This is a genomic window from Anoxybacteroides rupiense (assembly GCF_014196195.1).
GTDB lineage: Bacteria > Bacillota > Bacilli > Bacillales > Anoxybacillaceae > Anoxybacteroides > Anoxybacteroides rupiense.
Genome location: NZ_JACIDF010000004.1, coordinates 194757 through 218912 on the forward strand (window position 1 = coordinate 194757; position 24156 = coordinate 218912).

26 protein-coding genes and 1 pseudogene are annotated in these 24156 nt (G+C 38.4%); 17 read left to right on the top strand and 10 right to left on the bottom strand.

The genetic code is table 11. From position 1 onward, the window contains the following. Window positions 1-15: 15 nt before the first annotated feature. A complete protein-coding gene (locus GGQ95_RS08770) occupies window positions 16-1278 on the bottom strand; it encodes an ATP-grasp domain-containing protein (protein ID WP_183186621.1) in 1263 nt (420 codons plus the stop codon). Between the two features lie 340 nt (window positions 1279-1618). Between GGQ95_RS08770 and speB the strand changes: the two genes are divergently transcribed. The 5 genes from speB (at window position 1619) to GGQ95_RS08795 (ending at window position 7536) form a co-directional block, all read left to right on the top strand. Further along, complete coding sequence (gene speB, locus GGQ95_RS08775; protein WP_183186622.1) at window positions 1619-2560, top strand: agmatinase; 942 nt, start codon at window positions 1619-1621, stop codon at window positions 2558-2560. A 13-nt stretch (window positions 2561-2573) separates the two neighbouring features. Further along, a complete protein-coding gene (locus GGQ95_RS08780; protein ID WP_183186623.1) occupies window positions 2574-4280 on the top strand; it encodes a thiamine pyrophosphate-binding protein in 1707 nt (568 codons plus the stop codon). Between the two features lie 173 nt (window positions 4281-4453). Next, window positions 4454-5677 carry an ATP-grasp domain-containing protein gene (locus GGQ95_RS08785; RefSeq protein ID WP_183186624.1) on the top strand — a complete coding sequence of 408 codons (1224 nt, stop codon included), beginning with the start codon at window positions 4454-4456 and terminating at the stop codon, window positions 5675-5677. A 6-nt stretch (window positions 5678-5683) separates the two neighbouring features. Beyond that, window positions 5684-6901: an MDR family MFS transporter gene (locus GGQ95_RS08790; protein WP_183186625.1), complete on the top strand. Its 1218-nt coding sequence runs from the start codon at window positions 5684-5686 to the stop codon at window positions 6899-6901. Window positions 6902-7080: 179 nt separating this feature from the next. After that, window positions 7081-7536, top strand: a complete 456-nt coding sequence (locus tag GGQ95_RS08795) for an N-acetyltransferase (protein ID WP_183186626.1) — start codon at window positions 7081-7083, stop codon at window positions 7534-7536. Here GGQ95_RS08795 and GGQ95_RS18835 read toward each other — a convergent pair. Continuing rightward, complete coding sequence (locus GGQ95_RS18835; protein WP_376768708.1) at window positions 7450-7800, bottom strand: transposase; 351 nt, start codon at window positions 7798-7800, stop codon at window positions 7450-7452. The genes GGQ95_RS08795 and GGQ95_RS18835 overlap by 87 nt on opposite strands. A 254-nt stretch (window positions 7801-8054) precedes the next feature. On the opposite strand from GGQ95_RS18835, the gene GGQ95_RS08805 reads away from it, so the two are divergent. Further along, the gene (locus GGQ95_RS08805) at window positions 8055-8504 is read left to right on the top strand and encodes a hypothetical protein (RefSeq protein ID WP_183186628.1); all 450 of its coding nucleotides are present in this window, start codon (window positions 8055-8057) and stop codon (window positions 8502-8504) included. Between the two features lie 79 nt (window positions 8505-8583). After that, window positions 8584-8949 carry a DUF5412 family protein gene (locus GGQ95_RS08810; RefSeq protein WP_183186629.1) on the top strand — a complete coding sequence of 122 codons (366 nt, stop codon included), beginning with the start codon at window positions 8584-8586 and terminating at the stop codon, window positions 8947-8949. A gap of 69 nt (window positions 8950-9018) precedes the next feature. Here the strand turns inward: GGQ95_RS08810 and moaD are convergent, their stop codons facing one another. From moaD to yjfP, 7 genes are all read right to left on the bottom strand, one after another. Beyond that, window positions 9019-9249, bottom strand: coding sequence for a molybdopterin converting factor subunit 1 (gene moaD, locus GGQ95_RS08815; protein ID WP_066148258.1), 231 nt, complete (start codon window positions 9247-9249; stop codon window positions 9019-9021). Then, window positions 9246-9716: a molybdenum cofactor biosynthesis protein MoaE gene (locus GGQ95_RS08820; RefSeq protein ID WP_080860597.1), complete on the bottom strand. Its 471-nt coding sequence runs from the start codon at window positions 9714-9716 to the stop codon at window positions 9246-9248. The genes moaD and GGQ95_RS08820 overlap by 4 nt, the downstream gene beginning before the upstream one ends. Beyond that, window positions 9713-10222: a molybdopterin-guanine dinucleotide biosynthesis protein B gene (gene mobB / locus GGQ95_RS08825; RefSeq protein ID WP_183186630.1), complete on the bottom strand. Its 510-nt coding sequence runs from the start codon at window positions 10220-10222 to the stop codon at window positions 9713-9715. Before mobB ends, GGQ95_RS08820 begins: the two co-directional genes overlap by 4 nt. Continuing rightward, entirely contained in the window at window positions 10219-11478 is a 1260-nt protein-coding gene (locus tag GGQ95_RS08830; RefSeq protein WP_183186631.1) for a molybdopterin molybdotransferase MoeA, read from the bottom strand. The genes mobB and GGQ95_RS08830 overlap by 4 nt, the downstream gene beginning before the upstream one ends. Before the next feature lie 480 nt (window positions 11479-11958). Beyond that, complete coding sequence (gene moaA / locus GGQ95_RS08835; protein ID WP_066148253.1) at window positions 11959-12981, bottom strand: GTP 3',8-cyclase MoaA; 1023 nt, start codon at window positions 12979-12981, stop codon at window positions 11959-11961. Between the two features lie 375 nt (window positions 12982-13356). Continuing rightward, a complete protein-coding gene (gene mobA, locus GGQ95_RS08840; RefSeq protein WP_066148377.1) occupies window positions 13357-13941 on the bottom strand; it encodes a molybdenum cofactor guanylyltransferase in 585 nt (194 codons plus the stop codon). Window positions 13942-14666: 725 nt separating this feature from the next. After that, window positions 14667-15428: an esterase gene (gene yjfP, locus GGQ95_RS08845; protein ID WP_080860592.1), complete on the bottom strand. Its 762-nt coding sequence runs from the start codon at window positions 15426-15428 to the stop codon at window positions 14667-14669. A gap of 139 nt (window positions 15429-15567) precedes the next feature. On the opposite strand from yjfP, the gene GGQ95_RS08850 reads away from it, so the two are divergent. From GGQ95_RS08850 to GGQ95_RS08860, 3 genes are all read left to right on the top strand, one after another. Next, window positions 15568-16374: a Cof-type HAD-IIB family hydrolase gene (locus GGQ95_RS08850; protein WP_066148248.1), complete on the top strand. Its 807-nt coding sequence runs from the start codon at window positions 15568-15570 to the stop codon at window positions 16372-16374. Window positions 16375-16459: 85 nt separating this feature from the next. Then, window positions 16460-16612: a hypothetical protein gene (locus GGQ95_RS08855; protein WP_172798648.1), complete on the top strand. Its 153-nt coding sequence runs from the start codon at window positions 16460-16462 to the stop codon at window positions 16610-16612. Between the two features lie 2 nt (window positions 16613-16614). Beyond that, complete coding sequence (locus GGQ95_RS08860) at window positions 16615-16788, top strand: DUF3813 domain-containing protein (RefSeq protein WP_082741659.1); 174 nt, start codon at window positions 16615-16617, stop codon at window positions 16786-16788. 89 nt (window positions 16789-16877) lie between these two features. Here GGQ95_RS08860 and GGQ95_RS08865 read toward each other — a convergent pair. Continuing rightward, a pseudogene (locus GGQ95_RS08865) lies at window positions 16878-17141 on the bottom strand (YitT family protein); the annotation flags it as partial. A 104-nt stretch (window positions 17142-17245) separates the two neighbouring features. Between GGQ95_RS08865 and fakB the strand changes: the two are divergent. From fakB to GGQ95_RS08900, 7 genes are all read left to right on the top strand, one after another. After that, the gene (fakB, locus tag GGQ95_RS08870; RefSeq protein WP_066148244.1) at window positions 17246-18109 is read left to right on the top strand and encodes a DegV family protein; all 864 of its coding nucleotides are present in this window, start codon (window positions 17246-17248) and stop codon (window positions 18107-18109) included. A 62-nt stretch (window positions 18110-18171) separates the two neighbouring features. Further along, window positions 18172-18303 carry a DUF3941 domain-containing protein gene (locus GGQ95_RS08875; RefSeq protein WP_082741658.1) on the top strand — a complete coding sequence of 44 codons (132 nt, stop codon included), beginning with the start codon at window positions 18172-18174 and terminating at the stop codon, window positions 18301-18303. 679 nt (window positions 18304-18982) lie between these two features. Further along, on the top strand, window positions 18983-19648 hold the full coding sequence (locus GGQ95_RS08880) for a response regulator transcription factor (RefSeq protein WP_183186632.1): 666 nt from the start codon (window positions 18983-18985) through the stop codon (window positions 19646-19648). Between the two features lie 9 nt (window positions 19649-19657). After that, the gene (locus GGQ95_RS08885) at window positions 19658-20782 is read left to right on the top strand and encodes a sensor histidine kinase (RefSeq protein WP_183186633.1); all 1125 of its coding nucleotides are present in this window, start codon (window positions 19658-19660) and stop codon (window positions 20780-20782) included. A 100-nt stretch (window positions 20783-20882) separates the two neighbouring features. Continuing rightward, the gene (locus tag GGQ95_RS08890; protein WP_080860579.1) at window positions 20883-21821 is read left to right on the top strand and encodes an ABC transporter ATP-binding protein; all 939 of its coding nucleotides are present in this window, start codon (window positions 20883-20885) and stop codon (window positions 21819-21821) included. Window positions 21822-21840: 19 nt separating this feature from the next. Next, window positions 21841-22962 carry an ABC transporter permease gene (locus GGQ95_RS08895; RefSeq protein WP_183186634.1) on the top strand — a complete coding sequence of 374 codons (1122 nt, stop codon included), beginning with the start codon at window positions 21841-21843 and terminating at the stop codon, window positions 22960-22962. Window position 22963: 1 nt separating this feature from the next. Continuing rightward, window positions 22964-24109 (top strand): ABC transporter permease, encoded by a 1146-nt coding sequence (locus GGQ95_RS08900; RefSeq protein WP_183186635.1) that lies wholly within the window; start codon window positions 22964-22966, stop codon window positions 24107-24109. Window positions 24110-24156: the final 47 nt, after the last annotated feature.

Below are 24156 nucleotides of genomic sequence, written 5' to 3' on the forward strand. Positions count from 1 at the left end.
CTCCTTAAATATTCTCTAACTTGAAATAATTAATTGGAGTTTTTCCCTAGCTTTTTTTAGATTATCTCTGGCATCGGCTGCATCTTTTCCTAAAGTATAGATATAGCCAATAGTATCTCCATTATTAGTAGGCTTGCGAACAAAATCACCAATTTTTGCATTAAGTATAAATATTTCAACACCTGAAGATTTTAGCACTTCCTCTTTTCCTTTTATTTCTTTTAAAAATCCCGTAGAAGGTGCAGTAATGGCAGACCAAGCTGTACCAATATTACGTTTAGGTAGTAAATCAACTGAATCTCCCATAGCTAATTTTATTACTTCTTTTATAGGGTCAATACCTAAAGAATCTGAAATCATTTTCGAAATAAATCGTCCTCCTAAACGAGGGTTAATTTCTACTACTTTAGGTCCTTCTTTTGTTAATTTAATTTCCGTATGACAAGGACCGTGGAAATATCCTATTGCATTTAATGCAGATTTAACAACATCTATAACTGAATTTCTTGTATTTTCTGGAATTTTATAAGGAAAGCTAAACTCGCATTCAACAAAGTTTGGCCATCCTGTCAATCCTTTAGAAGTAATACCTAAAACATGACAGTCTCCATTTATTGATATAGTTTCAACACTTACTTCTTCTCCCACCATATATTCTTCAATCAGCACTTTACCTTCACGACGCTGACCACGTTCATTTATTATAATCGAATTTGCAAAGTTAAAAGCTTTTAATAATTGTTCATCATTGAATATACATTCTACACCATAACTGCTAGTTTCTGCTGTCGGCTTAACAACACATGGATAGCCTATATCTTTTGCTGCCTTAAGAGCTTCTTCAAAACTTTTTACAATATGAAATTTTGCAGAGGGAACACTCTTTTCCAGTAGGCATATACGGCTTAAATCTTTATTTCGTGCTATTTGAACTGATTTTGGAGAAGGAGATAGAAAGCCAAAGTAAGTAGCTACCTGCGCTGCAATATCAACATAATAATCTGAGAAAGTTAGTAATCCATGAAATAGTTTTTTTTCATAATAATTTCCAAGAAATTGAATAAGACTTTTAGCATCATTCGTTTCTGTTTCAATATGGAAATCAGCTAAACCAAGTGGATGCTGATTTAAAGGTTTATTTTTAAGATAAAGTTTAAAATCTCGACAAATTAATGTAACCTTATATCCCAGTTCTTTCGCAATTTTACAAGCCTCAAAACCTGTAGAAAAAAACATACTTTCTAGTAATATAAGATGTTTTTGTTGGTATTCCAACATTCGATCTCCCTTCTATACCCATTCCCTAGATTAGTAAAAAATAATATGAAAATTATGTAATTATTAAAATTTAGGTTTTATATATTTTAATAACTACACTTTTATAACACATTATGAAATTATGGTATATTATTGAATTAACAATCTCATTTTTCCTATATAAACTGAAATATAATATACAACAACACAAATATTTATTCAATATTGAATATTAAAAATAAAAATTATTATATTTTTAATTTAAATTTTCTGCTAACAATGTTTACCTAAAAGAGTTTTTATGTTATATTTATTAACTGTTATGAATATTATGATAAATTTAGATAAGGAGGAGGAATAATTGGTAGAATTCAAGCCTATGGATGCGGGAATCTCTCCACGCTATGCACAAATTTCAACTTTTATGAGATTACCTCATTCTCGGGACATTAAAAATTATGATGTTGCTATTATTGGGGTTCCTTATGATGGTGGAACTTCATATAGACCTGGGACACGTTTTGGTCCTAGGGAGATACGATCTTATTCTTCGCTCATACGTGGATATAGCTATTATTCAAAAAGCGATTTATTTTCACGTTTAAGGATTGCTGATTATGGAGATATCGATGCAAGCCCCTACAACATAGAATTAACCTATAAATTAATCGAAGATACAATAGAATCCATTTTAAATGAAAATGTTTTTCCAGTTGTAATCGGTGGAGATCATTCTATAAGTTTAGGTATCCTAAGAGCTGTAGCTAAGAAGTATGGTCCGGTTGGATTAGTGCAATTTGATGCACATTCTGATACATATGATGGTGTTTATGGTACCGAATACCATCATGGCACTCCGTTTAAAAGAGCTATTGAAGAGGGACTAATTGATCCATCACGCTCCCTACAAATCGGCATCCGTGGACAATTTGTTTCCTCTACAGACCTTGACTACGCACTGCAGAGTGGAATGAAGATTTTAATGATGGATGATATAAACAAAAAAGGTATTTCAGATGTAATTAAAAATATTGAGGGTCTTGGTAAAGAACCGGTATATGTATCACTAGATATTGATGCAGTGGATCCAGCTTTTGCACCTGGTACTGGTACTCCTGTTCCAGGCGGGTTTGATAGTCGAGAAATAATTCAATTAATACGTAGTTTAAAACCACTTAACGTAGTAGGATTTGATCTAGTAGAAGTTTCTCCTCCTTATGATAACAATGGAATTACGTCACTATTAGCATCTAATTTAATTTATGAGTTCTTAAATACTGTTTCTTTAGAGAAAAAATCGTAAAGGAGGTATTTAGATGAATAATGCAATATTATATAATACAAAAAATTCTGTTGCATCAAGTTTACTAAAATATTTATATCACAAGGGAATTCGACATATATTTGGTGTTGTGGGTCGTGAAGCATCATCCATTCTTTTTAATGAACAAGAGGGTATTGATTTTATTTTAACTCGACATGAATTTACCGCTGGAATAATGGCTGATGTACTTGCCAGATTAACTGGTAACCCTCAAGTGTGCTGGTCTACAATTGGCCCAGGGGTAACTAACTTAGCAACGGGCATCTCTTCGGCATGTTTAGACCGATCACCAGTTATTGCATTAGCTGCCCAAGCTGAGACAAATGATGCAATTTATAATCAAACCCATCAGTGCTTAGATAACGTTAGTATTATAAAACCAATGGCAAAATTTGCAGCAGAAATAACAAATCCTGATGATATTATTCCGATACTTGATCAAGCTTTTGAGGCTTCTATGACAGAACAACTGGGTCCCACTTTTATCAGTATTCCAATTGACATTTTAAAAACGAATGTTTCGGAGAAGGTAATAGATTCAATAAGTAAACGCCCGGTAAAATCACCTAAAAAAGAATATGTTCAAAATGATTGGAAAGAAAATTTAGATCAAGTAGTGAAGATGATTAAAGAATCCAATAATCCACTAATTATAGTAGGAAATACTGTTATTCGCGCTAATTGTGTAGATAAAATCCGAGAATTAAGTGAATCTTTGCAGATTCCAATTGTATCATCTTATACTGCAAAAGGAGTTTTACCAAGTGACCATCCTCTTAATTTTGGGGCAATTAGTGGTTATATGGATGGAATACTAAACTATAATGCTTTAGAAAATATATTCGGCCCTGTAGATCTTATTATAACAGTGGGCTATGATTACGCCGAAGATTTGCGGCCATCCATGTGGAAACATGGAAAAGAAAAAAAAGTAGTTCGGATAGCTTCTTACCCGAATTTAGCCTATCAAAAATTTAAACCTAATGTAAATGTGGTAAATAATATTTCAGATTCTTTGGAATACTTACAAAACTCATTAATTGAATGCGCTCCAAAAAAACCGCATGATATTAGCGGAGTACGCAAAAGAATTGAAGAACTATTAGAAGACCAAACAGAAAATACAGAAGGTCTACTTGTAAATCAGGTGATGGGAAAGATTAATAAAGTACTTGGTAATGGCACCCTAGTGAGTGATGTTGGTTTCTTCCGTCATTTTGCAGTACTTTTTAGTAAAATTAATAAACCAAACGGATTTATTACTTCTGCAGGTTGCTCTACTTTTGGATTTGGTCTACCAGCAGCGATGGCTGCTAAAATGGCAAACAGAGATGAACTAGTAATATTAGTGTGTGGAGACGGAGGGTTTCATTCCAACAGCCAAGATTTAGAAACAGCAGTTCGTTATAACTTACCAATCGTAATTGTTTTGTTAAATAATAATTCAAATGGGTTAATACGTTTATACCAAAGTCTAGGTCATCAAGAAACTTACCCTCCGGCTGTTAATTTTGGTAAAGTGGACTTTGTCCAACTAGCAAAAGCTAACGGATGTGAGGGATTCTATGCTAGTAATTTAACAGAACTCGAACTGAGTTTAGAAAAAGCCATTAAATTAAATAAACCTGTATTAATTGAGGTACCTATAGTATATCATAATGAGGTAGGAGAGCGTTTCCATTCTTTAGATGTTGAATGAAGAAAAAATTATTAAATAACTTTTTAGGTAGTTAAGGAGGAGATATTTTCCTCCCCTTTTCATATTAAATAGTCTAATTTTTCTTGTTATTTACTATTAACTATATAATTATTTAAAATAATTTACTTTTTTGTAAAGAGAAAAGATTATCTATTAAATTGGAGGGGATTTCAATGAAAGTCAATGTATTGTTAATTGGTCTTAATAAAACTTTCATTTCGTCATTAGAGCGAGCAGACACCGATTACCAAGTTTTTTTACTAGAAGAGGAAAAATTATTTAAAAATAATCCTTATCATAATAAAATTCTGAAAGAAGTACGTTACGGAGATTACCAACAAAGTGAGGGATTTATGGAACAAGCTATTAGATGGCATAAGGAAGTAGGCTTTGATGTAGTAGTACCTGGGAGTGATTATGCCGTTAGAGGTGCATATAAGTTTGCAGAAAAAATCGGTTTATTGACTCCTGGAGAAAGAGCCGTTAAAGCTTGTACTAACAAGTATGAATTACGGAAAGAATGTAAAAATCTAGGTATACCTCATCCTAATTTTTCTAAAGTAAAAAATATTCATGATGTAGAAACTTTTTTTAAAGGTTCAAAGATAGTGGTAAAGCCGGCTAACCGTCGGGCATCTGTAGGTGTTATTGGTATAGAAACTATTGAAGATATTGAAAGTGCTTGGAAAGAATGTATAGAAGCCGATGAAAATGTTTTTATAGCTGATCGGGATTTTAATTGGGAATATATAGTTGAAGATTATATTGACGGTTATGAAGTATCTATAGAAACAATCGTGGCAGAAGGAAAGTCAATTTTTCATAATATTACTTATAAAGAAACTACCAAAGGAAAATATTTTGTTGAAATCGGACATACCGTCCCAGCCCCGATATCCGAGGAAGATAGTAACATGTTAATTGCAGCTAAAGAACAATTATTGTCTGGATTAGAAGTAAAAGCTGGACTATTCCATTCGGAATGGAAAATGTCTAGTGAAGGACCTAAGTTAATCGAATGCGCTGCAAGAACTCCAGGGGACTATATCCCCGTTTTAATTGAACAGGCTTATGGTTTTAACATTAATGATGCATTTTTAAAAGTGCTTCAACAAAAAATGGTTCCCCCCCCTCCAACCAGAAATCAATATATCACGGCAATTCGTTACTTCAATCCCAAACCCGGTCGTTTAATAAAAATAGAGGGATTAGAGATATTTGATATTTTACCTCAAATAACAAATTATGAGATTAATTTAAAAGTTGGACAAAATATACATCAAATGACTAATAGTTGGTCAAGATTAGGTTATTATAGTATAAAATGCAAGACATTAAATGAATTAAACCAAATTATTAATCAAGTTGAAGAACATGTAAAGTTTATCGTGGAGTGATTGTAGATGAAAGATTCTATAAAAAAGTTAAGCACGGAGGTTAGAATTGTTCTTTTTGGTGTTCTGCTGATTGGAATTGGTTATTTTATGGCTATTCCTCTCTTAAGCTTGTACTTAAGTAATTATAGAGGACTAAGTGTATTTCAAATTGGATTAGTTTTAACAGTTTTGACAATTTCGCAACAAGGTTTTACTTTTTTTGGTGGAATTTTAAGTGACCGTTTTGGGGTTAAAAACAGTTTAATTTATGGAATGTTAATACGAATTATAGGCTTTTTGACTTTTGCTTTTTCTAATAATTCATGGTTTTTTGTGATTTCTTCAATTTTTGTAGGGATAGGGGGAGCTTTGTTTTTTCCAGCTTCAAAAGCCATTATTGCAACTGTTCCTAATTCCGTTAAATCTGAAGCCTTTGCTTTGCGAAGTATAGCAGTTAATATAGGTGCTTCAATAGGCCCTCTTTTAGGAGGGTTACTTTATAAATTTGAATTTAAAATAGTTTTCCTATGCGCTACTTTAGTCCACTTTATATTTCTACTTCTAGCTCTTAAGTATGTTGACAAGAATCATAATAATATAAATTCAAATATGAAAATAGTTAGTCAGTTAAACAAGGTAATAAAAGATTATAAAATTATATTTTTAATGCTTATAAATAGTGGATTTTGGGTACTTTATTCACAGGTATATATTACTATACCATTAGATTTTACCACTAGGTTTAATTCTGATTCACTTGTTAGTTTGCTGTTTTCTATAAATGGTTTTTTAGTAATAATATTACAATACAGAATGGTAAAGTGGATGAATAAAAAATTCAATCAATCATTGATATTGACTTTCGGCATGATACTAATGGCATTTGCATTTTTTAGCCTATCTATTTTTCCTTCGATCTATGCTTTTTTTACTTTCATTATATTTTTTACAATTTCGGAAATACTGATAATACCAACTATTGACGACTTAACCAGTAATATATCCCCACCTGGATTAGCTGGAAGCTACCTAGGTTTTGTTTCCTTAGGTACAGGAATAGGTAGTTTATTTGGGAACTTGATAGGTGGTTCTTTATTTGAACAGTTTAAGTCTATCGATTTAATATGGGTGAATTGGTTGATCTATGCATTATTTTCTATGTTTATAGCCTTATTATTTAAGATTGATCCCATGTCAAAACATGAAAAGTGTGGGTATGACCCAAATAGATTTAAAATGAACTAAGAGAAAGTAGTGCCCCTTTTTTTCATTTTTGATGGACTTCTTTTTATCGATCTCAACCTTAAATTATCCCTTCTCATAGGGTACTTTAAAAATTTATAATTGCATATAAAAAATAAATTTTGTATATTTATAAAAAAGATTTCTATGGTTATAAATAATACAATTATGAGGAGATAATTATGCAAATTTATAATGCAGTTACCAGTGATGTTAAAGATATACACGCTTTAATTCAAATATATGCCGAAAAAGGATTAGTTTTACCTCGTTCGTTATTATCAATATATCAGCATTTACAGTGTATGTATGTCGTAAAAGAGAAAAACAAAATAGTTGGAGTTGCTGGATTACATATTTTGGGTCATGATCTTGGAGAGATACGTTCATTAGTCGTATCACCAGATCATATGAGTAAAGGAATAGGCCGCATGCTAGTAAACCATATTATAAATGAAGCATCTAGACTTGGAGTTAAAAGATTAATATCCTTTACTTATCAGATTGAGTTTTTTAAAAAATGTGGATTTGAAATTGCTGAAAAAGAAACTTTACCTGAAAAAGTATGGATTGACTGTGTGAATTGCCCCAAGCTTGATTGTTGTGATGAAACCGCAATGATTAAATATATTGTATAAATCCAAATGATTGCGACGGCGTAGCTCGATGATTTCTTGATTTTGTGGCTTGATGTTGCCTGAACCTACAAAGCTTGTGCCATTGCTTTCTTTGTATTCTTTGACCCAACGGCGAAGAGTGTTGTAAGCCAAACCTAGTTCTTTTGCCACTTGTCCCCCCCCCTCCAAGCATAACTCAACCGCTTGAATCTTGTATTCTTGATCAAATGTTCTCTTTTTCATGATTGGACACCTCGAACCGATTGTCATTAAGTTGATTATCATCTCCCTGTTCTCCGTGTCCACTTTTTAGACTAACATCAAATGTTATTACGAGATTTTACCCAGCGAATAAAGAAAGTATAGGAGTCACAGAAAACGGATTTTTAAACGTTGACTCCAAAGGGAATTTTCAGTTTAAAATAGAGGAAAAATCAAACAAAAATATACGAGTTTCGTTTAGTAGAGGTCCTCTTAAAGTTGAAAAAGAGGTAGAGTTAAAAAAGGGGGGAATCATAAACACTGATTTGATATATGAAGTGAATTTTAAACAATTAATGGATGCTATGGATGGAAATCTAAGTGGAATAAATCCTGATATTGAAGTAATTAACAACAACCAAAAATCAGATAACACAAATTCAGGTATTGAGTTGATCGTACCAAATCAAATACCTGGAGATGTAGGTGGAGATATCCAAATAGATGAAGACGGAGAAAAAGGAAGAGTAGGAGCATATGTACACTGTAACCGATTTAATGGACCTTCAGGAAATCAGACATACTATGCAGACCATACATCAACACAGGCTATTAAAAATTTTGTTGATAGTGACTGTGATAGAGCTTTTATAAGATATAACTGTTGGAACGATTACACTGCAAGTACAAACTGCAAGGGGCTGCTATATTATAAATCAACTATAAACTCTAACCCACATAACTGTTCAAGCGCTATAGGGCATAGCATTAAGTACCATGCTCATTAGTAGTAATCTTTACTCAAAATAAAACCAAGAAGCGTTATGCCTCTTGGTTTTATTAAAAAAGTAAGGAGGTAAGCCAATCTTGAGCAAAAAAATGTTAATTTTAAGTTTGGTTATAGTAGTTGGAATCGTTTATGTTGTTTTTTCACAATTTATATTCAAATCTGTATCGGATTACGATGTTTCTAAAATGGAAAAGTGTGATGTCATATATTCCCCAGATCATACAAAAAGAATCAATGTGTATTTTAATGGAGGAATACTAGGATATACTGATTATTCTTATATTGGTGAAATAGAAAATATGAAAAATCGATCTAGACGAAATATTTTTCTTTTACCAGGAGAAAATTATGACGTCAGCTGGCTTGATAATCAACACATATCTATAAATGGGAAAAAAATGAATATTAGGGATACATATGACTTCCGTAAGGAAAATAAATAAATTAAAATAATCAAGATGCCCCTTTAATTAAAAAGGCGTTCAAGGTCTCCCTTGAACGCCTTTCAATCTTTATCCTCCGCTAACCGGTGGAATAAAAGCAATTACATCGCCCGGCTGCAACCGTTGATTCTCCTGGGCATACTCTTCATTCACCGCAACCATCACATTTTGCAAATTCACCCCATATTTCACTTCTATCTGTCGTTTTAATTGCTCAATTGTGATCGGTTCGTACTCTATGCTCATTTGTCCATTCCCAACCGCTTCTTTTAAAGAGGCGAAAAAAAGCAGCGTGATCACGCCAGATCCTCCTCCTTCGGCTTTCCATCTGGATATTCCTTCGTTTCAAGCTGGTTTCCAATCCATTGTGTGCCATCCTCCCAATATTCTTTTTTCCAGATCGGCACGATTTGTTTTATTCTTTCGATCGCGTATTGATTGGCCTCATAGGCATCCTTTCGATGCGGCGTCGACACGGCAATCACAACGGCCACATCGGAAATGTCGAGCTTGCCGATTCGATGGGTAATCGCGGTTTTGGCTTCCGGCCAACGTTCCTTAATTTCTTGAGCGATGCGTTCGAGCATTTTTTCTGCCATCGTGGTATAGGCTTCATATTGTAAAAATAGCGTGCGTTTTCCATTTGTAAATTCTCTTACGGTCCCGACAAAAACGGCAACCGCTCCCGCCTCAGGGCGAACGACCTTTCGCACCACGTCTTCAATCAAAATCGGCTGATCAGTAACCATAAATAATGTCTCATTCATCTCGCTTTTTCCACCTCATTCATGACCCATTGCAAATAGGTCTGTTCATCATCAAGAGAAAACAGAGGATACGGTATATCGAAAGGGACGAAATCCTTCTTCCAGGCAATGACACCGATAATATTTTGCAAATGGCCAAGCTGCTCCCAATCCGAAGGTGTTCGAATCATTATGATTTTAGGGTATGGTTCGTCTTTATATCCTTCGATAAGGACAAAGTCGAGAGAAAAAAGAGAATACATGTGTAAAATCTTTGATAACGTCCACTCTGGATGAATCGCATGCAACTGCAGCATTCCGCCTCCTTCTACCGCTGCCGCCAGCGCTCCTGCCCGCAGATGGCGGTTTGAATCGGTTGACGTCTGTCCCGTCTCCGGCAGCCCCCCATGGCCATGATGCTTCACTGCTCCCACTTTATATCCTGCTTGTACTGCCAGTTGAATCCATTTCTCTATCAGTGTCGTTTTTCCGCTATTTTTATAGCCGACCACTTGCCAAACCTTCATTGGGCGCTTCCCTCTTCGCTATCGAGCAGCCAAACATCCACAAGATCCCCCTTGACAAAGCCGCGAGTGCCTCCTGGAAGTACGGTCAGCGCATTGGCTTTAGCAAGAGAGGTCACAATATTCGATTTATCCATCCCAACCGGCGAAGCATAAAGCTGCCCTCCTTGAGCACTTACATAGCTTCTAACAAAACGAGTAAACGGATTAGGCTTCGTGAAATCCTCTAATAGGATGGCTTTCGTCTTGTATAAATGCGGAGTGGATGAATATAGCATTGTACGCACAACAGGGCGGACGAACAGTTCATATCCGACATAGCACGCTGACGGATTGCCCGACAATCCAAACAGCAGCTTGCCGTCCAATTGGGCTACCGTCGTTACGCTTCCCGGACGCATAGCTACTTTATTAAATAACACTTCGGCGCCGAGCCGCTCATAAATCACCGGTAAATAATCATAATCGCCGACAGACACTCCTCCTGTTGTAATCAGAAAATCCACATCAGGAAGCGCCTGTTCGATCGCGGCAAGACATTGATCTGGATCATCCGGCAATTTTCCTAAATCAACGGGAGTGGCTCCGCTGCGAAGCACTTGCGCCTGAATCATATACGCATTGCTATTGCGGATTTTCCCAGGAACAAGCGGCTCTGATACATCCAATAATTCATTCCCTGTTGCGGCAATCCCAATTTTCGGTTTTTGAGCCACTTTGACCTCTGAATAGCCAAACGTAGCCAATAACGCCTGCACGCCAGGATTGATGAATGTTCCCTTCTCCGCTAGTACTTCTCCTTTTTTAACATCCTCTCCTTGGAACGAAATGTTATCCCCTGAACGAAATGGACGCTTAATCGATATATATGTCTTTCTATTTCGTTCATATTGCTTAGCTAGCTCTAGCATCACTACCGCGTCGCAGCCATCAGGAATGGGCGCGCCTGTCATAATTCGCACCGCTTGAAATGCAGCTACTGCTTTTGCGGCCACTTGCCCCGCTCCGATCGTTTCAATTACTTCCAGCTCAACAGGATGATCGAGGCTGGCAAGTGCCGAATCGGCCGCTCGAATGGCAAATCCATCATATGGAGAGCGGTCAAACGGCGGAACGTCATGATCCGCATAAAGATCTTCCGCTAAATATCTCCCGTACGCCTCCGTGAGCGGAACCCTTTCTTTTTCTCCTTCTCTTGCATAAAGCATCACTTTTTGAATCGCTTCCGCTACAGGAATTGGATTTCTTTTTTCTAACATCATCGATCCCCCTTACTTATTCCGTACACAATAAAATGGGTATCGCTGTTTCATGTAACAGCGCTGGTCCATCTTCTGTTTTTTAATTGTATTTATTTTAGATGCTCAAAGCGATACAGCCAAACTGCAGAAATAAAATAGGAAACAGCGATCCGTCTTGCTAACGCGCCACATCGTATATTCTTTTAACAAAATGAATGAAAAACCTTCTATACTCTCTTATATACAAGCCGCTTGAAGACCCAAGAAATCATCTTCCCTTCCGACCGTGGATTTTGTAACAGCTCCCATCCCATATTCGAGCGAATCTGACACAATAAGTGTATGTTTATCTGATTCTATCATGTCTCATAAAGATTCTGCACGCTTTCCTTACTTTTGTACAGATGATATTCTTCCTCTTCTTTCAATCAAATAAAAAAGACCAATCTGTTGAATTGGTCCTTCACGATCATGTCTCTCACTTTTTTTACTAAAAATCTATCCGCCGATATAGGACATCTCAATTTTTTTCCGTTCTTGATTTGCTTGCAGGGCACGCTCATCTGAATAGCGATCCGTTCTGTTTGTCCATGTCTCCATTACCAGCTGCTTTAACGCTTTCTTACCAGCCCCTTGACGAAGCAATGTCTTTAATGACGTTCCATTTGCGGCAAACAAACAAGTATACAATACTCCGTCCGCCGATACCCGCGCTCTTGTGCAACTGCTGCAGAATGATTGGGTGACCGAAGAAATAAATCCTACCTCTATATTCGTTCCAACGTAACGATATCGGCTCGCCACTTCCCCAAAATAGGCCCGTTCGATCGGCTCAAGCGGATGCCATTGTTGAATTTGTTCATATATTTCTTTTTTCGTCATGACTTGTGACAGATTCCAGCCATTTGATGTCCCGACATCCATAAATTCAATAAACCGCAAAGGAATTCCTTCTGCTTTGAAATGCTTGGCCATTGGCACGACTTGGGAATCATTCCATCCTTTTTTTACAACCATATTTACTTTCACAAGCAGCCCCGCCTCTTTTGCCGCGGCGATTCCTTTCAAAACAGGCTGAACGCCAACACCGACGCCGTTCATTTTTTTAAAAATTTCATCCTCTATTGCATCCAAACTGACATTGACTCTCCCAAGCCCTGCGTCCTTTAATCGATTCGCCATTTTCACTAAATGAACTCCGTTGGTAGTTAAAGCGATATCACCGATACCTGGGATATTGGCCAATCGTTCAACCAACAGCGGCAAATCTTTCCGCAGCAGCGGCTCGCCGCCTGTAATGCGGATTTTTTCTACTCCTAACTCGGCAAAGGTTTCTGCAACCAGCACCATTTCATCCATCGTCAGCAACTCGTCTTCCTGCAAAAAGCGAAAATGAGGACCAAAAATTTCAGCCGGCATGCAATAAACACAACGGAAATTGCATTGATCGATTACAGAAATACGCAAATCACGCAGCGGCCGGTCCCATCGATCAACGACTATCGGCTTATTTCGGTTCATGGTGCCTCCTCTTTTCATCATAAAATATTTTCTTAACCGCATGTTCAAATCGAATAAACATGTTTTGATGATCAATCATGTTTATGAACCTCCCACTCCTCCCCTCCATTAAGAGATGGGAGACTTCTCGGCGGATGATGTTAAACAACAAGCGCTTGCCAGCTGTGTTTGTAAAAGCGGATGTTACATGAAAGTATACCATAAATCGATAAATTCAGCCGTGAAAAAAACATCGATCCTTCATCTTCATCATCCAACATGCTCAGGCAAAAAATAAAGCTTTGCATGATGTGTCGATCCTAACACCATGCTATGATTGCACACTTACAGCTCAGTTTCCTTACTTGTGACGCTCTCCCCTTTCGAACGTTGTTCTCATTCTGCTGCAATGTCGGCATATTCATCTAAGTCATTCACATTCCGAAATACGATCTCTTCTGCCCCAAAATCTTGTTCATTGACATAACGAACGGAGCAATGTTCAAATAGCGATCTCATCCTGTTGTCGCCGTGCTGCAGCATATGTTCTATCCACTTCATTGTCCGGCGATGGTAAGCGCCAACCAATGGTTGCAGCCGGCCAAAATGCGTGGAGACCACAATATCAAACGCATGATCAACATATGATACCATCCTGCCAACTGTGTCGCTTTGTATATAGGGCATGTCACAAGGAAGCACAAATATCCAGTCTGCTTCTGTTTGTTTCATAACCGTATAGAGGCCGGCAAGCGGTCCTTGACCGCGATACCGCTCTTCATCCATCACTACCTTCTCGTTTGTCACCATTCGCTCAAAACGTGCGACAAGATCGGGATGGCTGACAATATACACCTCTTTCACAAAAGGATGCAGCGCATCGACAGCGATTTGAAAAAAATACTGATCCTTTCGTTTGGCAAACGCCTTAGGGCTGCCAAAGCGGCGCGATTGACCTCCAGCCAAGACCGCTCCGATCATCCGTTCCACCGTCTATCCCCCGCTTTGTCTGATCATACAGATCCGTTTTGATATAATCCCATTTACTCCATCATTTTAAGTCGACTTTCATGTTTAGTAAAAAGATGGAATATATAGCCGATTCAAAAGCAAAATTTCTCATTTTTTGGACGGTTGGAGGCAAATCAAGGAGCTTCCAGCGACCATCTATTTTCCATAGACCGTTCGTCCCAGTTTCATGTAACTTTTTATATATAAATTTTCCGGTCATTAGCTCATAAAACGAACCTCCTTTATATTATAATAGATTATATATACACGAAAACTGCTAGACCCATTCGACGAAGCACTGCCTATCCACATGTTTCAAAAATTTTTAATGATCATGAAAGGGGAATGGCCCTTGGAAGAGTTCGTCGGCTTTTGCTCAAAGTGCGGCAAACCGATTCATTGCTTGTCAGGATTTTTAAACGGTGTCATCAGCGAGGAACAAGAAATGCTCTATTGCTTTGAATGCTACCAGAAAAAAAGCGAAACATACAAAAAAAGTAAATATATAAGCGAATGAAGGGGCCTGGTCTTCGGCCCCTATGTTTATGATATGGAAACTTCCTTTCGTCCTTCTCCTGGTCGCCATCAAACAAAAAACCGTGCTTGACGCAGCTGAACACCTCTACCCCCAAACGATTTATGGACCATGTCCATCGAGAAATCTCCCGGCTTGAAATGACGTGTAGGTGAGAGACTCATACATGCTGAGCGAACCAATCAACTGTTTGCAAAAACGCAGCTCTTGTCACTTTATGTCCCGCCTCATCATCAGAAATAAATTTCAGCTTCCCGTTCTCATAAAAAGGTTTTATTTGTTGATAAAACTCATATGTATAATGATAAGGTACCACTGAATCTCGCTGCCCGTGCCACATCATGAGCGGGCGGCCGCGCAATTTCTCCGGCTGAAGCGAAAGATCGTACGGAGCCAGCCGCTGCCGCTCGTTTTCCAGCTGTTGATCTGTCAACGGAATCTTGCGTTTCATATTTTTCACCATTTCGATTTGAACATCAAAAAACGCTTGATAATACGGACTACCCATTAAGGAAACAGCGGCTTTAATCCAGGGATACACAGCAAGCGAGCCAAATGTCACGATTCCTCCCATTGAGGTACCGGCGACGCCAATGCGCTCTTCCTGTACAAGACCACCAGAACAGAGCTCATTTTTTATCTGTTCTATATCGCCAATCGTCCGCAGAACAATATTCCAAAAGGATAATCGCAGCTGCTCGTCTGTGAGGCGTTGTGCTCTTTCTCCATGGTAAAGCGCATCTGGCAAAATGACCCGATATCCCGCCTCAGCCAGCAAATAACCAAAATGAAGATTGTGCTCTTTTGCGCTCGTAAATCCGTGCACAAATAGGATAAGGGGCAGCTTTTCTTGCTGAGCCTCTTGCTTGACCACATGCAATACAGGAATGTCGGCAATCGCTTCATTTCTAATGACAATCATAGCCACTTAGACTCCTTTACACTTTTTCTCTTCCTTTAGTGTAACATGTAGACAAAAATTTTGGAAAAGAGTTACACTATCTGTGTAAGCTCTTTATCCATTTATGCCAAATCCAAAAACTATGTACAAAGGAGCTATTATGGAACGATATTTAATTGCGTTAGATTTAGACGGTACATTGTTAAAAGATGACAAAACGATCTCTCCGCTAACTAAACAGGTTATTTTCCGCGCGAAAGAAGCTGGTCATATCGTTGTCATAGCAACTGGCAGACCTTATCGCGCTAGCAAAATGTATTATGAAGAGCTTCATTTAACAACACCTATTGTCAATTTTAACGGGGCCTTTGTGCATCATCCAAGAAACGACTCATGGGGAATACGCCACTCTCCGCTTAATCTGGAAACCATTAAAGAAATTATTGAAGTGAGCGAAACATATCACATCAAAAACATTTTAGCGGAAGTCATGGATGATGTGTATTTTCATGACCACGATGAAAAGCTGTTGGATCTCGTGAAATTGGGCAATCCCAAAATCGAAATTGGCGATTTGCGGAACATGTTAAAAGCTGATCCAACGAGCGTTCTTATTCATACAGATGAACAGCATGCCGATGAACTGCAACGTTATTTATCCACCGTTCATGCCAATGTGCTTCATCATCGCCGTTGGGCTGCTCCTTGGCATATTATTGAAATTGTTCGTACGGGTGTTCATAAAGCATTCGGATTGCAGCAAATTTGCAACTATTTCCAAATCCCTCAAGAACGCGTCATCGCGTTTGGGGATGAAGACAACGATCTTGAAATGATTCAATGGGCAGGATATGGCATCGCGATGGGAAATGCCATTGAACCATTAAAACAAATCGCCAATGATGTGACAAAAACCAATGAGGAAGACGGCATCGCTGTTTATTTAAAATCGCTGTTAAAGCTGTAACGAATTGCCTTACTATCATTCCCCCAACACGGTTACAATATAAACGACGCAGCGATGCGTCTTGATTTTCAAGGGGGAATGCGTCTTGGGTAAACGAAATAAATCAAAGCGGTTTATTCAGCAAAGCACGGATGCTGTGGAAAAACATGATGAGAGAATCCCTTATCACATGACATATGCGGAAGCCGAAGAGCGAAAAGCAAAAGAAGCGATCGAAACTTCCCTTGGAGGATACTAACTGTGGGGAGCCGTTTATTTCAAGAAGCTCAGAAAGCCGTTATGACTGCAAAAGTAACAACAGAGGAACAAACGGTTGAAAAAGCGAAAAACGCTTTATCTTCTGCTTATACTCATTCGAATTTGGCAGAAAAAAGACAGCTGCGGCAACTGCAGAATGAATTAAACGATTTATAATCATTTTAAAGAAGCCGCGGGTTGATCCGCGGCTTCAACAAGTTATAGGCAAACTCTCGATCCTCTAAAAAACAGCGACATAAATGCTACGCTAAAAAACTGTATAGCGTAAACGATTCCCCTATTTTTTTCCACCCTAAAATGGCCACAGGAATATTCAGCAGGAATAAGAGCAATCGTGTCGAAAGATGATAAGGAGTATAATCTTCCACAAGCTTTGAAGCAAGCTGAGCAATACCAGCAAAACCGCTCGTATAAACGTTGGCCGGAATCAAAAACAGATTCATCGCTGCCGCATTCAGCAGCGCATCCATTAACACGATCACCAATTTTTTTACCTGCAGTCCAATCATCGTATCACTCCGTATCAGAAAAGAGAAATTGTATTTTTGTTGTTAACTCGTTACACTTATAAGGACGAAATCATTTTTTATTTTATAGTGAGAAGGTGAACACAATGTCGATTCATATTGTAGCGGATAGCGGTTGTGATTTGCCATATTCTTTTTTGCAGGAGCGCCATATTTATTTGCTCCCTCTTATCGTTCATTTAAGCGGCCGCGACTATGAGGATGCCGTCACCATCGATCCAAAGCAGGTGTATGAGGCGATGCGCAACGGGGAAGTGGCAAAAACATCCCAAACAAGCCCACAAAAAATAAAGGAAGTATTTTCCGAGCTGGCTAAAGACGGGCGCCCTGCTCTCTATATCGCTTTCTCCTCAGAGTTGTCGGGTACATATCAAACCGCCATGATGATGCGCGAAGAAGTTTTAGAACAATATCCTGATTTTCAATTAACGATTATTGATTCCAAATGCGCATCGCTTGGCCTAGGGCTTGTGGTCATGAAAGCAAGTGAGCTCGCACAAAAAGGAATGCCTTATGAGCAGCTATGTGAAACAATCGATGCTTATTGTAGCCGAATGGAGCACATCTTTACGGTTGACAACTTAGAATTTTTAGCGCGCGGCGGGCGAATCAGCAAGGCATCAGCTGTTGTCGGAGGCCTTTTAAACATCAAGCCGCTCTTGCACGTAGAAAACGGCAAACTTATTCCGCTTGAAAAGATTCGCGGGCGCAAAAAAGTGCTAAAGCGAATGCTTGAGTTGATGGAAGAGCGCGGAAGTGATTTGCAAAAGCAACTCATCGGCATAAGCCACGGCGATGACGAGGAAACCGCATTAGAACTTAAGCGGCAAATTGAAGCCAAATTCGGCTGTACCCGCTTTTATATCTCCCAAATTGGAGCAGCCATCGGCTCACATTCGGGTCCTGGGACACTTGCCCTCTTTTTCTTAAACGAATATATTGAAGCATAAAACATTCTCTTGTTGCTCACACTATCGCTAGACAACCTCTAAAAAAGGAGGAGAAGCTTCATATGGCTCATACAAGCGATAATGATAAAAAAGCACGAGACAATAACGCCAAACAGCATGAGAAAAATATGCTTCACGAAAAAAATCGACAAGCGGGAAAAAACGAATACTCAAAAAAAACCGATCATTTGTAAAAAAGCATGTTGTAGACAAAGTCCATGTTGACTTTGTCTACAACCATTTTCATATCCTTTATTGAAGGTCTCACGAAAGCGCTTGGCAGACAAGAAACGCAACCGAGTGGAGGCCATGAACGGAACAAAAACGTTCATGAGCAGACGAACGACGAGGCCCGTGACACAGGATGAAACCGCTTGGCAACAGTCTGAGGGGCTTGCAGAGCAAGCTCTTTTTTATGTGTTTTTCAGCTGAAGCTTTTGTATAATAAAAAAGCAAGAAGGACACATTTTCTATCGAATGAAACAGAGCCGTTCTAAAAAGACAACGTTTTTTACAAAAGCGCTCCCAATCTCCATGCTAAAAAATACAAACGTTAAAATATGAGGCTTCATTAGATAAAAAATAAAGGCACAAGGAGGACCAGTTCCTGCCTCTTGGTACCCATTTTCCCATGAGAACTTATACGATCACACCGAAAAGAAATAGGATTAGGCGTGTTGAAAATCCAATAAAAACCTATTAATTCCTCGCTTTTCTATCGTAGTCAGCAAGCCGTTTGCTGGCCGACTGAAGATTTTTAGCATGCCCTTCTCGAACAACGTCACGTTCTTGATCGAGGAAAGAAGCAGAGTGCTGCCCTATCATTCTGTATTTTTTCGTAAAATATAATATAGAGAAAGGATATGAATATCCATGAAAGTGTCCGTTACGCAAACGCCCCAAACAATCAAAGTCATCATTGCGGATGATAATTCATTTGTTCGCGAAGGGATGCGAATTATATTAAGTACCTATGATGAGTTTGACGTATTAGCAACCGTCAACGACGGCCAAGAAGCTGTTGAATACTGCCAAAAATTTTCTGTCGATATTGCGCTACTGGACGTGCGCATGCCGAACATGAATGGAGTCGAAGCAACCAAACTCATATGCGAGCAAACAAACACAAAACCTCTGATCCTTACCACTTTCGATGATGACGAATACATTTTGGACGCCATCCGCAACGGCGCAAAAGGGTATTTTTTAAAAAATACGGATCCTGAACGCATACGAGAAGCGATTAAAGCTGTATACAATGGAAATACCATTATGCAAGATGTGATTATGGAAAAAATCAAATTAAATTTAACAAACGACAAAGAACCGGAGCCAAAAATTGATAAAACGCTTTTCACAGATCGGGAAATGGAAATCATGGCGTGCATTGCTAAGGGGCTTTCAAATAAAGAAATTGCGAAGCAGCTTTTTATATCGGAAGGAACGATCGCCAATTATATTACTTCGATTTTAGATAAAACTGGATTGCAGCATCGCACACAAATCGCCATTTATTATTTGACAGGAAAAATTTATTGAGGGATCGCAATGGAGCTTTTACTGATTTTAAATAAATTCATTTTATGGTGCTATATCTGCATTTGCTATTTATATTCAGATCATATCAATGCGGCTTGGTTTGTGTTTACTTCGCTCGCTTATCTCTCCATTAATATGAGCATTTATCTTTTTAAAAAAACACAACTTAAATACAGTGGCATATGGCTATCCATGATTCTTATTTTAGCTGCGAGTTTTCAAGTTGATCCTTTCTTTATGTTGCTTTTGCCAATGAATCTATACGAATTTTTTTCCATTTACATCAATAAAAAATGGGTGCTATTGATTTTACTTATGCTTCCGCTTGCCGTGATTTCTCACAGCCTGCACCCTGCCTATTTTCTTGCAGCGTCCTTTCATTTCATGAGCGTAACGATCACTGAACAGTACGTACAAAGAGCCGCAAAATTAGAAAGCGCCCTTGACACCATGAGAAAAGATATTCACCGATTAACCAAAAGCTTAAATGATTATTATGAATATATGAAACAGTCACAATATACGCTGCAATTAGAAGAACGCAATCGGCTCGCTCAACAGCTTCACGATCAAATCGGGCATGCTATGACTGGCGCTCTGATCCAAATGGAAGCGGCCAAACGTTTACTTGATACGAACAGCTATAAAGCGAAGGAATTACTGCAAAACGCCATCCACATTTCAAAAGATGGCATCGAAAACATCCGAACGACATTAAAGCATATAAAGCCTCGTTCTGAGCAAATGGGCGTGAACCGAGTGAAATTATTCATCGAAGAGATGGCCGCACAGCACCATAGGCACATCCCATTGGTATGCAAAGGTGATTTGGAGATCATCACTCCCATTCAATGGAAAGTTATTTATGAAAACATGACCGAAGCATTGACTAACGCTATGAAATATGCCAACGCCACCGTTATTTCTATCGAGATACACGTACTAAATACGCTTATTAAAATGGAAGTCAAGGATAATGGAAAAGGAGCAGATAAAATCAAAAAAGGCCTTGGCATCATCGGCATGGAAGAACGGGCCGCTTCCGTCAATGGCACGGTCATTGTCGATGGTACAAACGGCTTTTCCGTCACCACTCTTCTTCCTATCCAAAAACATGAACCAGTTCAGACGTAACATATGAATATTCTCATGTTAAAGAAATGAACTCATGCACTTATATGAGTTCATTTTCTTTTTTATACTGAAAACATACTGAAAATAAAGAGGTGAGATCATGAACATTTTAGAAATAAAAAACGTGACAAAAAAATTTGGTGATTTTATCGCCGTTGATAATATGTCCTTAACCGTAGCAGAGGGGGAAATATTTGGATTTCTGGGGACAAACGGAGCTGGAAAAAGCACGACCATCAACATGATCTCTGGGCTTTTGCGTGCCAATTCTGGAGAAATTAAAATCCTTGGCAAAGATATACACAAGCACAGCCGATTTGCCAAAAAAAATATCGGTATCGTTCCACAAGACATCGCGATTTATGAAGATTTGACAACATACGAAAATGTTAAATTTTTCGCAGGTCTCTATGGACTGCGCGGTACCCAACTTCATAAGCAAGTAGAAGAAGCATTAGAGTTTGTCGGGTTAAGCGATAAACATAAAAGCTATCCGAAAAGCTTCTCCGGCGGAATGAAAAGACGATTAAACATTGCTTGCGCGATCGCCCACCGGCCAAAACTCATCATTATGGATGAACCAACAGTTGGAATCGATCCGCAATCAAGAAATTATATTTTAAACTCTGTAAAAAAATTGAATGAAATGGGATGTACGATTATTTATACAAGCCACTATATGGAGGAAGTTGAAGAAATTTGCTCTCGTATTGCGATTATCGATCACGGCAAAATCATCGCTGAAGGAACAAAAGAGCAGCTCAAAGCCATTATTACCAATACAAAAGATGTTTGGATTGAAATCAAACCGATGGAAACGATCGATTTAAATAAAATCGAAGCCGTTAGCGGCGTAAAAGCTGTCCAAATGGAGGAAAACCTAATGAAAGTCAGTTCGGATGTCAGTGTCAACAACTTAAACGACATCATTCAATGCCTCATTAACGACAAAGTAGAAATCCGTTCACTTAAAGAGCAATCGCCAAATTTGGAAACTGTGTTTCTGACTTTAACCGGAAGAAGTTTAAGAGATCATTAATGCAAAGGAGGGATGTTTTTTGAATATCATTCGTATTGCGTTCAAAGAAATAAAAAGCGATTTTCGCGATAGCCGAACACTTGTTTTTATGCTGGCATTCCCGATTGTATTAATGCTCATACTAGGAACGGCTTTATCTAATACCTTTAATACTTCCACTTCTGTTGGCGAGATCCATGTATTATATAAAGATCAAACATCCGGAGAATTTTCAGGCTATGTTCGTCAGTTTATGAAGGAAGCCAAAAAATCCGCTCTTCATTTTAAACGAATCTCTGGCCAGCTTGATGCAAAAAAAGAGGTACAGCAAGGCTATTATGATGGATATATGACAATCACCAATGAACAAATCCAGCTATATGTGAACGATACAAACTCGATCAAAGGGAGCATTATTCAAGGAATGACTGCCGCATTTGCCGATCAATATAACATCGCCACAGCCGTCGCAAAAGTAAAACCCGAGCAAGTACAGCTGTTAATGAACAACAAAGTACAAAATGATTATATAAAAGAAACGTCTCTGCATTCGAAAAGACAGCCAGGCGCGATGGACTACTATGCGATTGCTATGACAACAATGATCGCCCTTTATGGAGCCTTGCCAGCAAGTTATTTAATTCGGGGAGAAAGAACGCGCAAAACGGCAGATCGATTATTGGCAGCACCAGTCCATAAATTTGAAATTTTTATTGGAAAAATATTCGGAAACATGGTTGTGAATTTTCTTTGTGTCGCCATTGTCATTACGTTTAGTAAATTCGTCTTTAAAGCCTATTGGGGACATCATCTTGCTCTAGTATATCTTGTCGTATTTACAGAAGTATTATTTGCGATTAGCTTGGGTCTTGGGATCAGCTATATCTCAAGAACAGAAGGAGCGGCCAGAACGATTCTTATGGTTGTTATACAGCTAGCGTCTTTCTTGGGCGGAGCGTATTTCAAAATAGAAGCTACAGGCCCAATGGAAAAATTCATAACGAACCTCTCCCCTCTCACATGGGTCAATACAGCTCTTACAAAAATTATTTATTTAAACGATGTATCAGCCGGTTCTTTCGCCATGCTGCTAAATGTCGGATTAGCAGCGTTGTTTTTGCTGATCGCTGGGACGGCGTTCACAAGACAGGAGGGATTATAATATGCAAGATGTGATGTGGTTGGTGAGACATACATTAAAAAAGACGTTTAGTAATAAAAAAAATATTCTATTGTATTTTGGCACGCCGCTCATCGGCATTATCATATCCCTGCTTGTCTACAGCGGTTCTAACGAAAAAAATGTACACATCGGCATTGTCAATAACGACCCTCATTATATTACGAATGATACGATCCATTTTATCAAAGGGTTAGAACATCTTTCGGTAACGAACATTAAGGAATCAGAAATAGACGATCAAATCACATCCGGCAAGCTCGATTGCGTGCTTGTTTTTCATCCAGGCTTTTCTAAAAGTGTCCAGCAAGGACGACCCGACCATCTGCAAATTGTTTCGATTCATGGCTCGGAAATTACCGGTTTCATCAAATCCTACCTATATCACTACATCAATAATATTAGTGCGCTCGGAAAAATAGCTAACGGGGATGAACGCACATTTTTGCAAATGTACGAACGCTACCAGCAATCGCCGTTTCGGACATCGGTCCATTCGTTGAAAGATACATCGAAAAATATCGGCATGACCTATCAGACCATCGGATATTTGCTGATGATTATGCTTTTTTCAGCAGGCAATTTAGCGGAAATGATCGTGAAAGAAAAAGAGAATCGAACATACTTCCGATTATTATCCGCTCCTATTAATGGAAAAAGATACGTATTATCGAATATCATCGTCAACATGATTGTGATGACCGGCCAGATTATCCTTACATTAGTGATAATGGATCGAGTATTTCACATAAAAACGAATATTGCTTTTTGGCAAATGGCCGTTGTTCTGATGTTATTTTCACTAGTAGCCATCGGTATCGCTTTTATAACGGTCGCTTTTGCAAACAGCTCTGCTTCAGCAGGAGCGATGCAAAACTTGATCGTTGTTCCTTCCTGCATGCTTTCAGGATGTTTTTGGCCAGCGGATATTATGCCTACTTTCGTACAAAAAATAGCTAATTTTCTGCCGCAACGCTGGACGCTGGATGCGTTGTTAAAATTACAGCAAGGTCATTCCTTTGGAAGCTTATATTTGAACCTGCTCATTATTCTCGCATTCGCGCTGATCTTTTTCCTCATCTCGGCCTATAAGTTTGGAAGAAATAACAACGTTAATAATTTTGTATAATAGGTTTCTTCAATGTACTAGAGACAACCTTCCGGCCTTAATACAAA

Bases quoted from the DNA above. Each gene is read 5' to 3' on its own strand.
- GGQ95_RS08770 (WP_183186621.1), bottom strand. From the start codon at position 1,278: ATGTTGGAATACCAACAAAAACATCTTATATTACTAGAAAGTATGTTT.
- GGQ95_RS08780 (WP_183186623.1), top strand. From the start codon at position 2,574: ATGAATAATGCAATATTATATAATACAAAAAATTCTGTTGCATCAAGT.
- GGQ95_RS08785 (WP_183186624.1), top strand. From the start codon at position 4,454: ATGAAAGTCAATGTATTGTTAATTGGTCTTAATAAAACTTTCATTTCG.
- GGQ95_RS08790 (WP_183186625.1), top strand. From the start codon at position 5,684: ATGAAAGATTCTATAAAAAAGTTAAGCACGGAGGTTAGAATTGTTCTT.
- GGQ95_RS08795 (WP_183186626.1), top strand. From the start codon at position 7,081: ATGCAAATTTATAATGCAGTTACCAGTGATGTTAAAGATATACACGCT.
- GGQ95_RS18835 (WP_376768708.1), bottom strand. From the start codon at position 7,800: ATGATAATCAACTTAATGACAATCGGTTCGAGGTGTCCAATCATGAAA.
- GGQ95_RS08820 (WP_080860597.1), bottom strand. From the start codon at position 9,716: ATGAATGAGACATTATTTATGGTTACTGATCAGCCGATTTTGATTGAA.
- mobB (WP_183186630.1), bottom strand. From the start codon at position 10,222: ATGAAGGTTTGGCAAGTGGTCGGCTATAAAAATAGCGGAAAAACGACA.
- GGQ95_RS08830 (WP_183186631.1), bottom strand. From the start codon at position 11,478: ATGTTAGAAAAAAGAAATCCAATTCCTGTAGCGGAAGCGATTCAAAAA.
- moaA (WP_066148253.1), bottom strand. From the start codon at position 12,981: ATGAACCGAAATAAGCCGATAGTCGTTGATCGATGGGACCGGCCGCTG.
- mobA (WP_066148377.1), bottom strand. From the start codon at position 13,941: ATGATCGGAGCGGTCTTGGCTGGAGGTCAATCGCGCCGCTTTGGCAGC.
- yjfP (WP_080860592.1), bottom strand. From the start codon at position 15,428: ATGATTGTCATTAGAAATGAAGCGATTGCCGACATTCCTGTATTGCAT.
- GGQ95_RS08850 (WP_066148248.1), top strand. From the start codon at position 15,568: ATGGAACGATATTTAATTGCGTTAGATTTAGACGGTACATTGTTAAAA.
- fakB (WP_066148244.1), top strand. From the start codon at position 17,246: ATGTCGATTCATATTGTAGCGGATAGCGGTTGTGATTTGCCATATTCT.
- GGQ95_RS08875 (WP_082741658.1), top strand. From the start codon at position 18,172: ATGGCTCATACAAGCGATAATGATAAAAAAGCACGAGACAATAACGCC.
- GGQ95_RS08880 (WP_183186632.1), top strand. From the start codon at position 18,983: ATGAAAGTGTCCGTTACGCAAACGCCCCAAACAATCAAAGTCATCATT.
- GGQ95_RS08885 (WP_183186633.1), top strand. From the start codon at position 19,658: ATGGAGCTTTTACTGATTTTAAATAAATTCATTTTATGGTGCTATATC.
- GGQ95_RS08890 (WP_080860579.1), top strand. From the start codon at position 20,883: ATGAACATTTTAGAAATAAAAAACGTGACAAAAAAATTTGGTGATTTT.
- GGQ95_RS08900 (WP_183186635.1), top strand. From the start codon at position 22,964: ATGCAAGATGTGATGTGGTTGGTGAGACATACATTAAAAAAGACGTTT.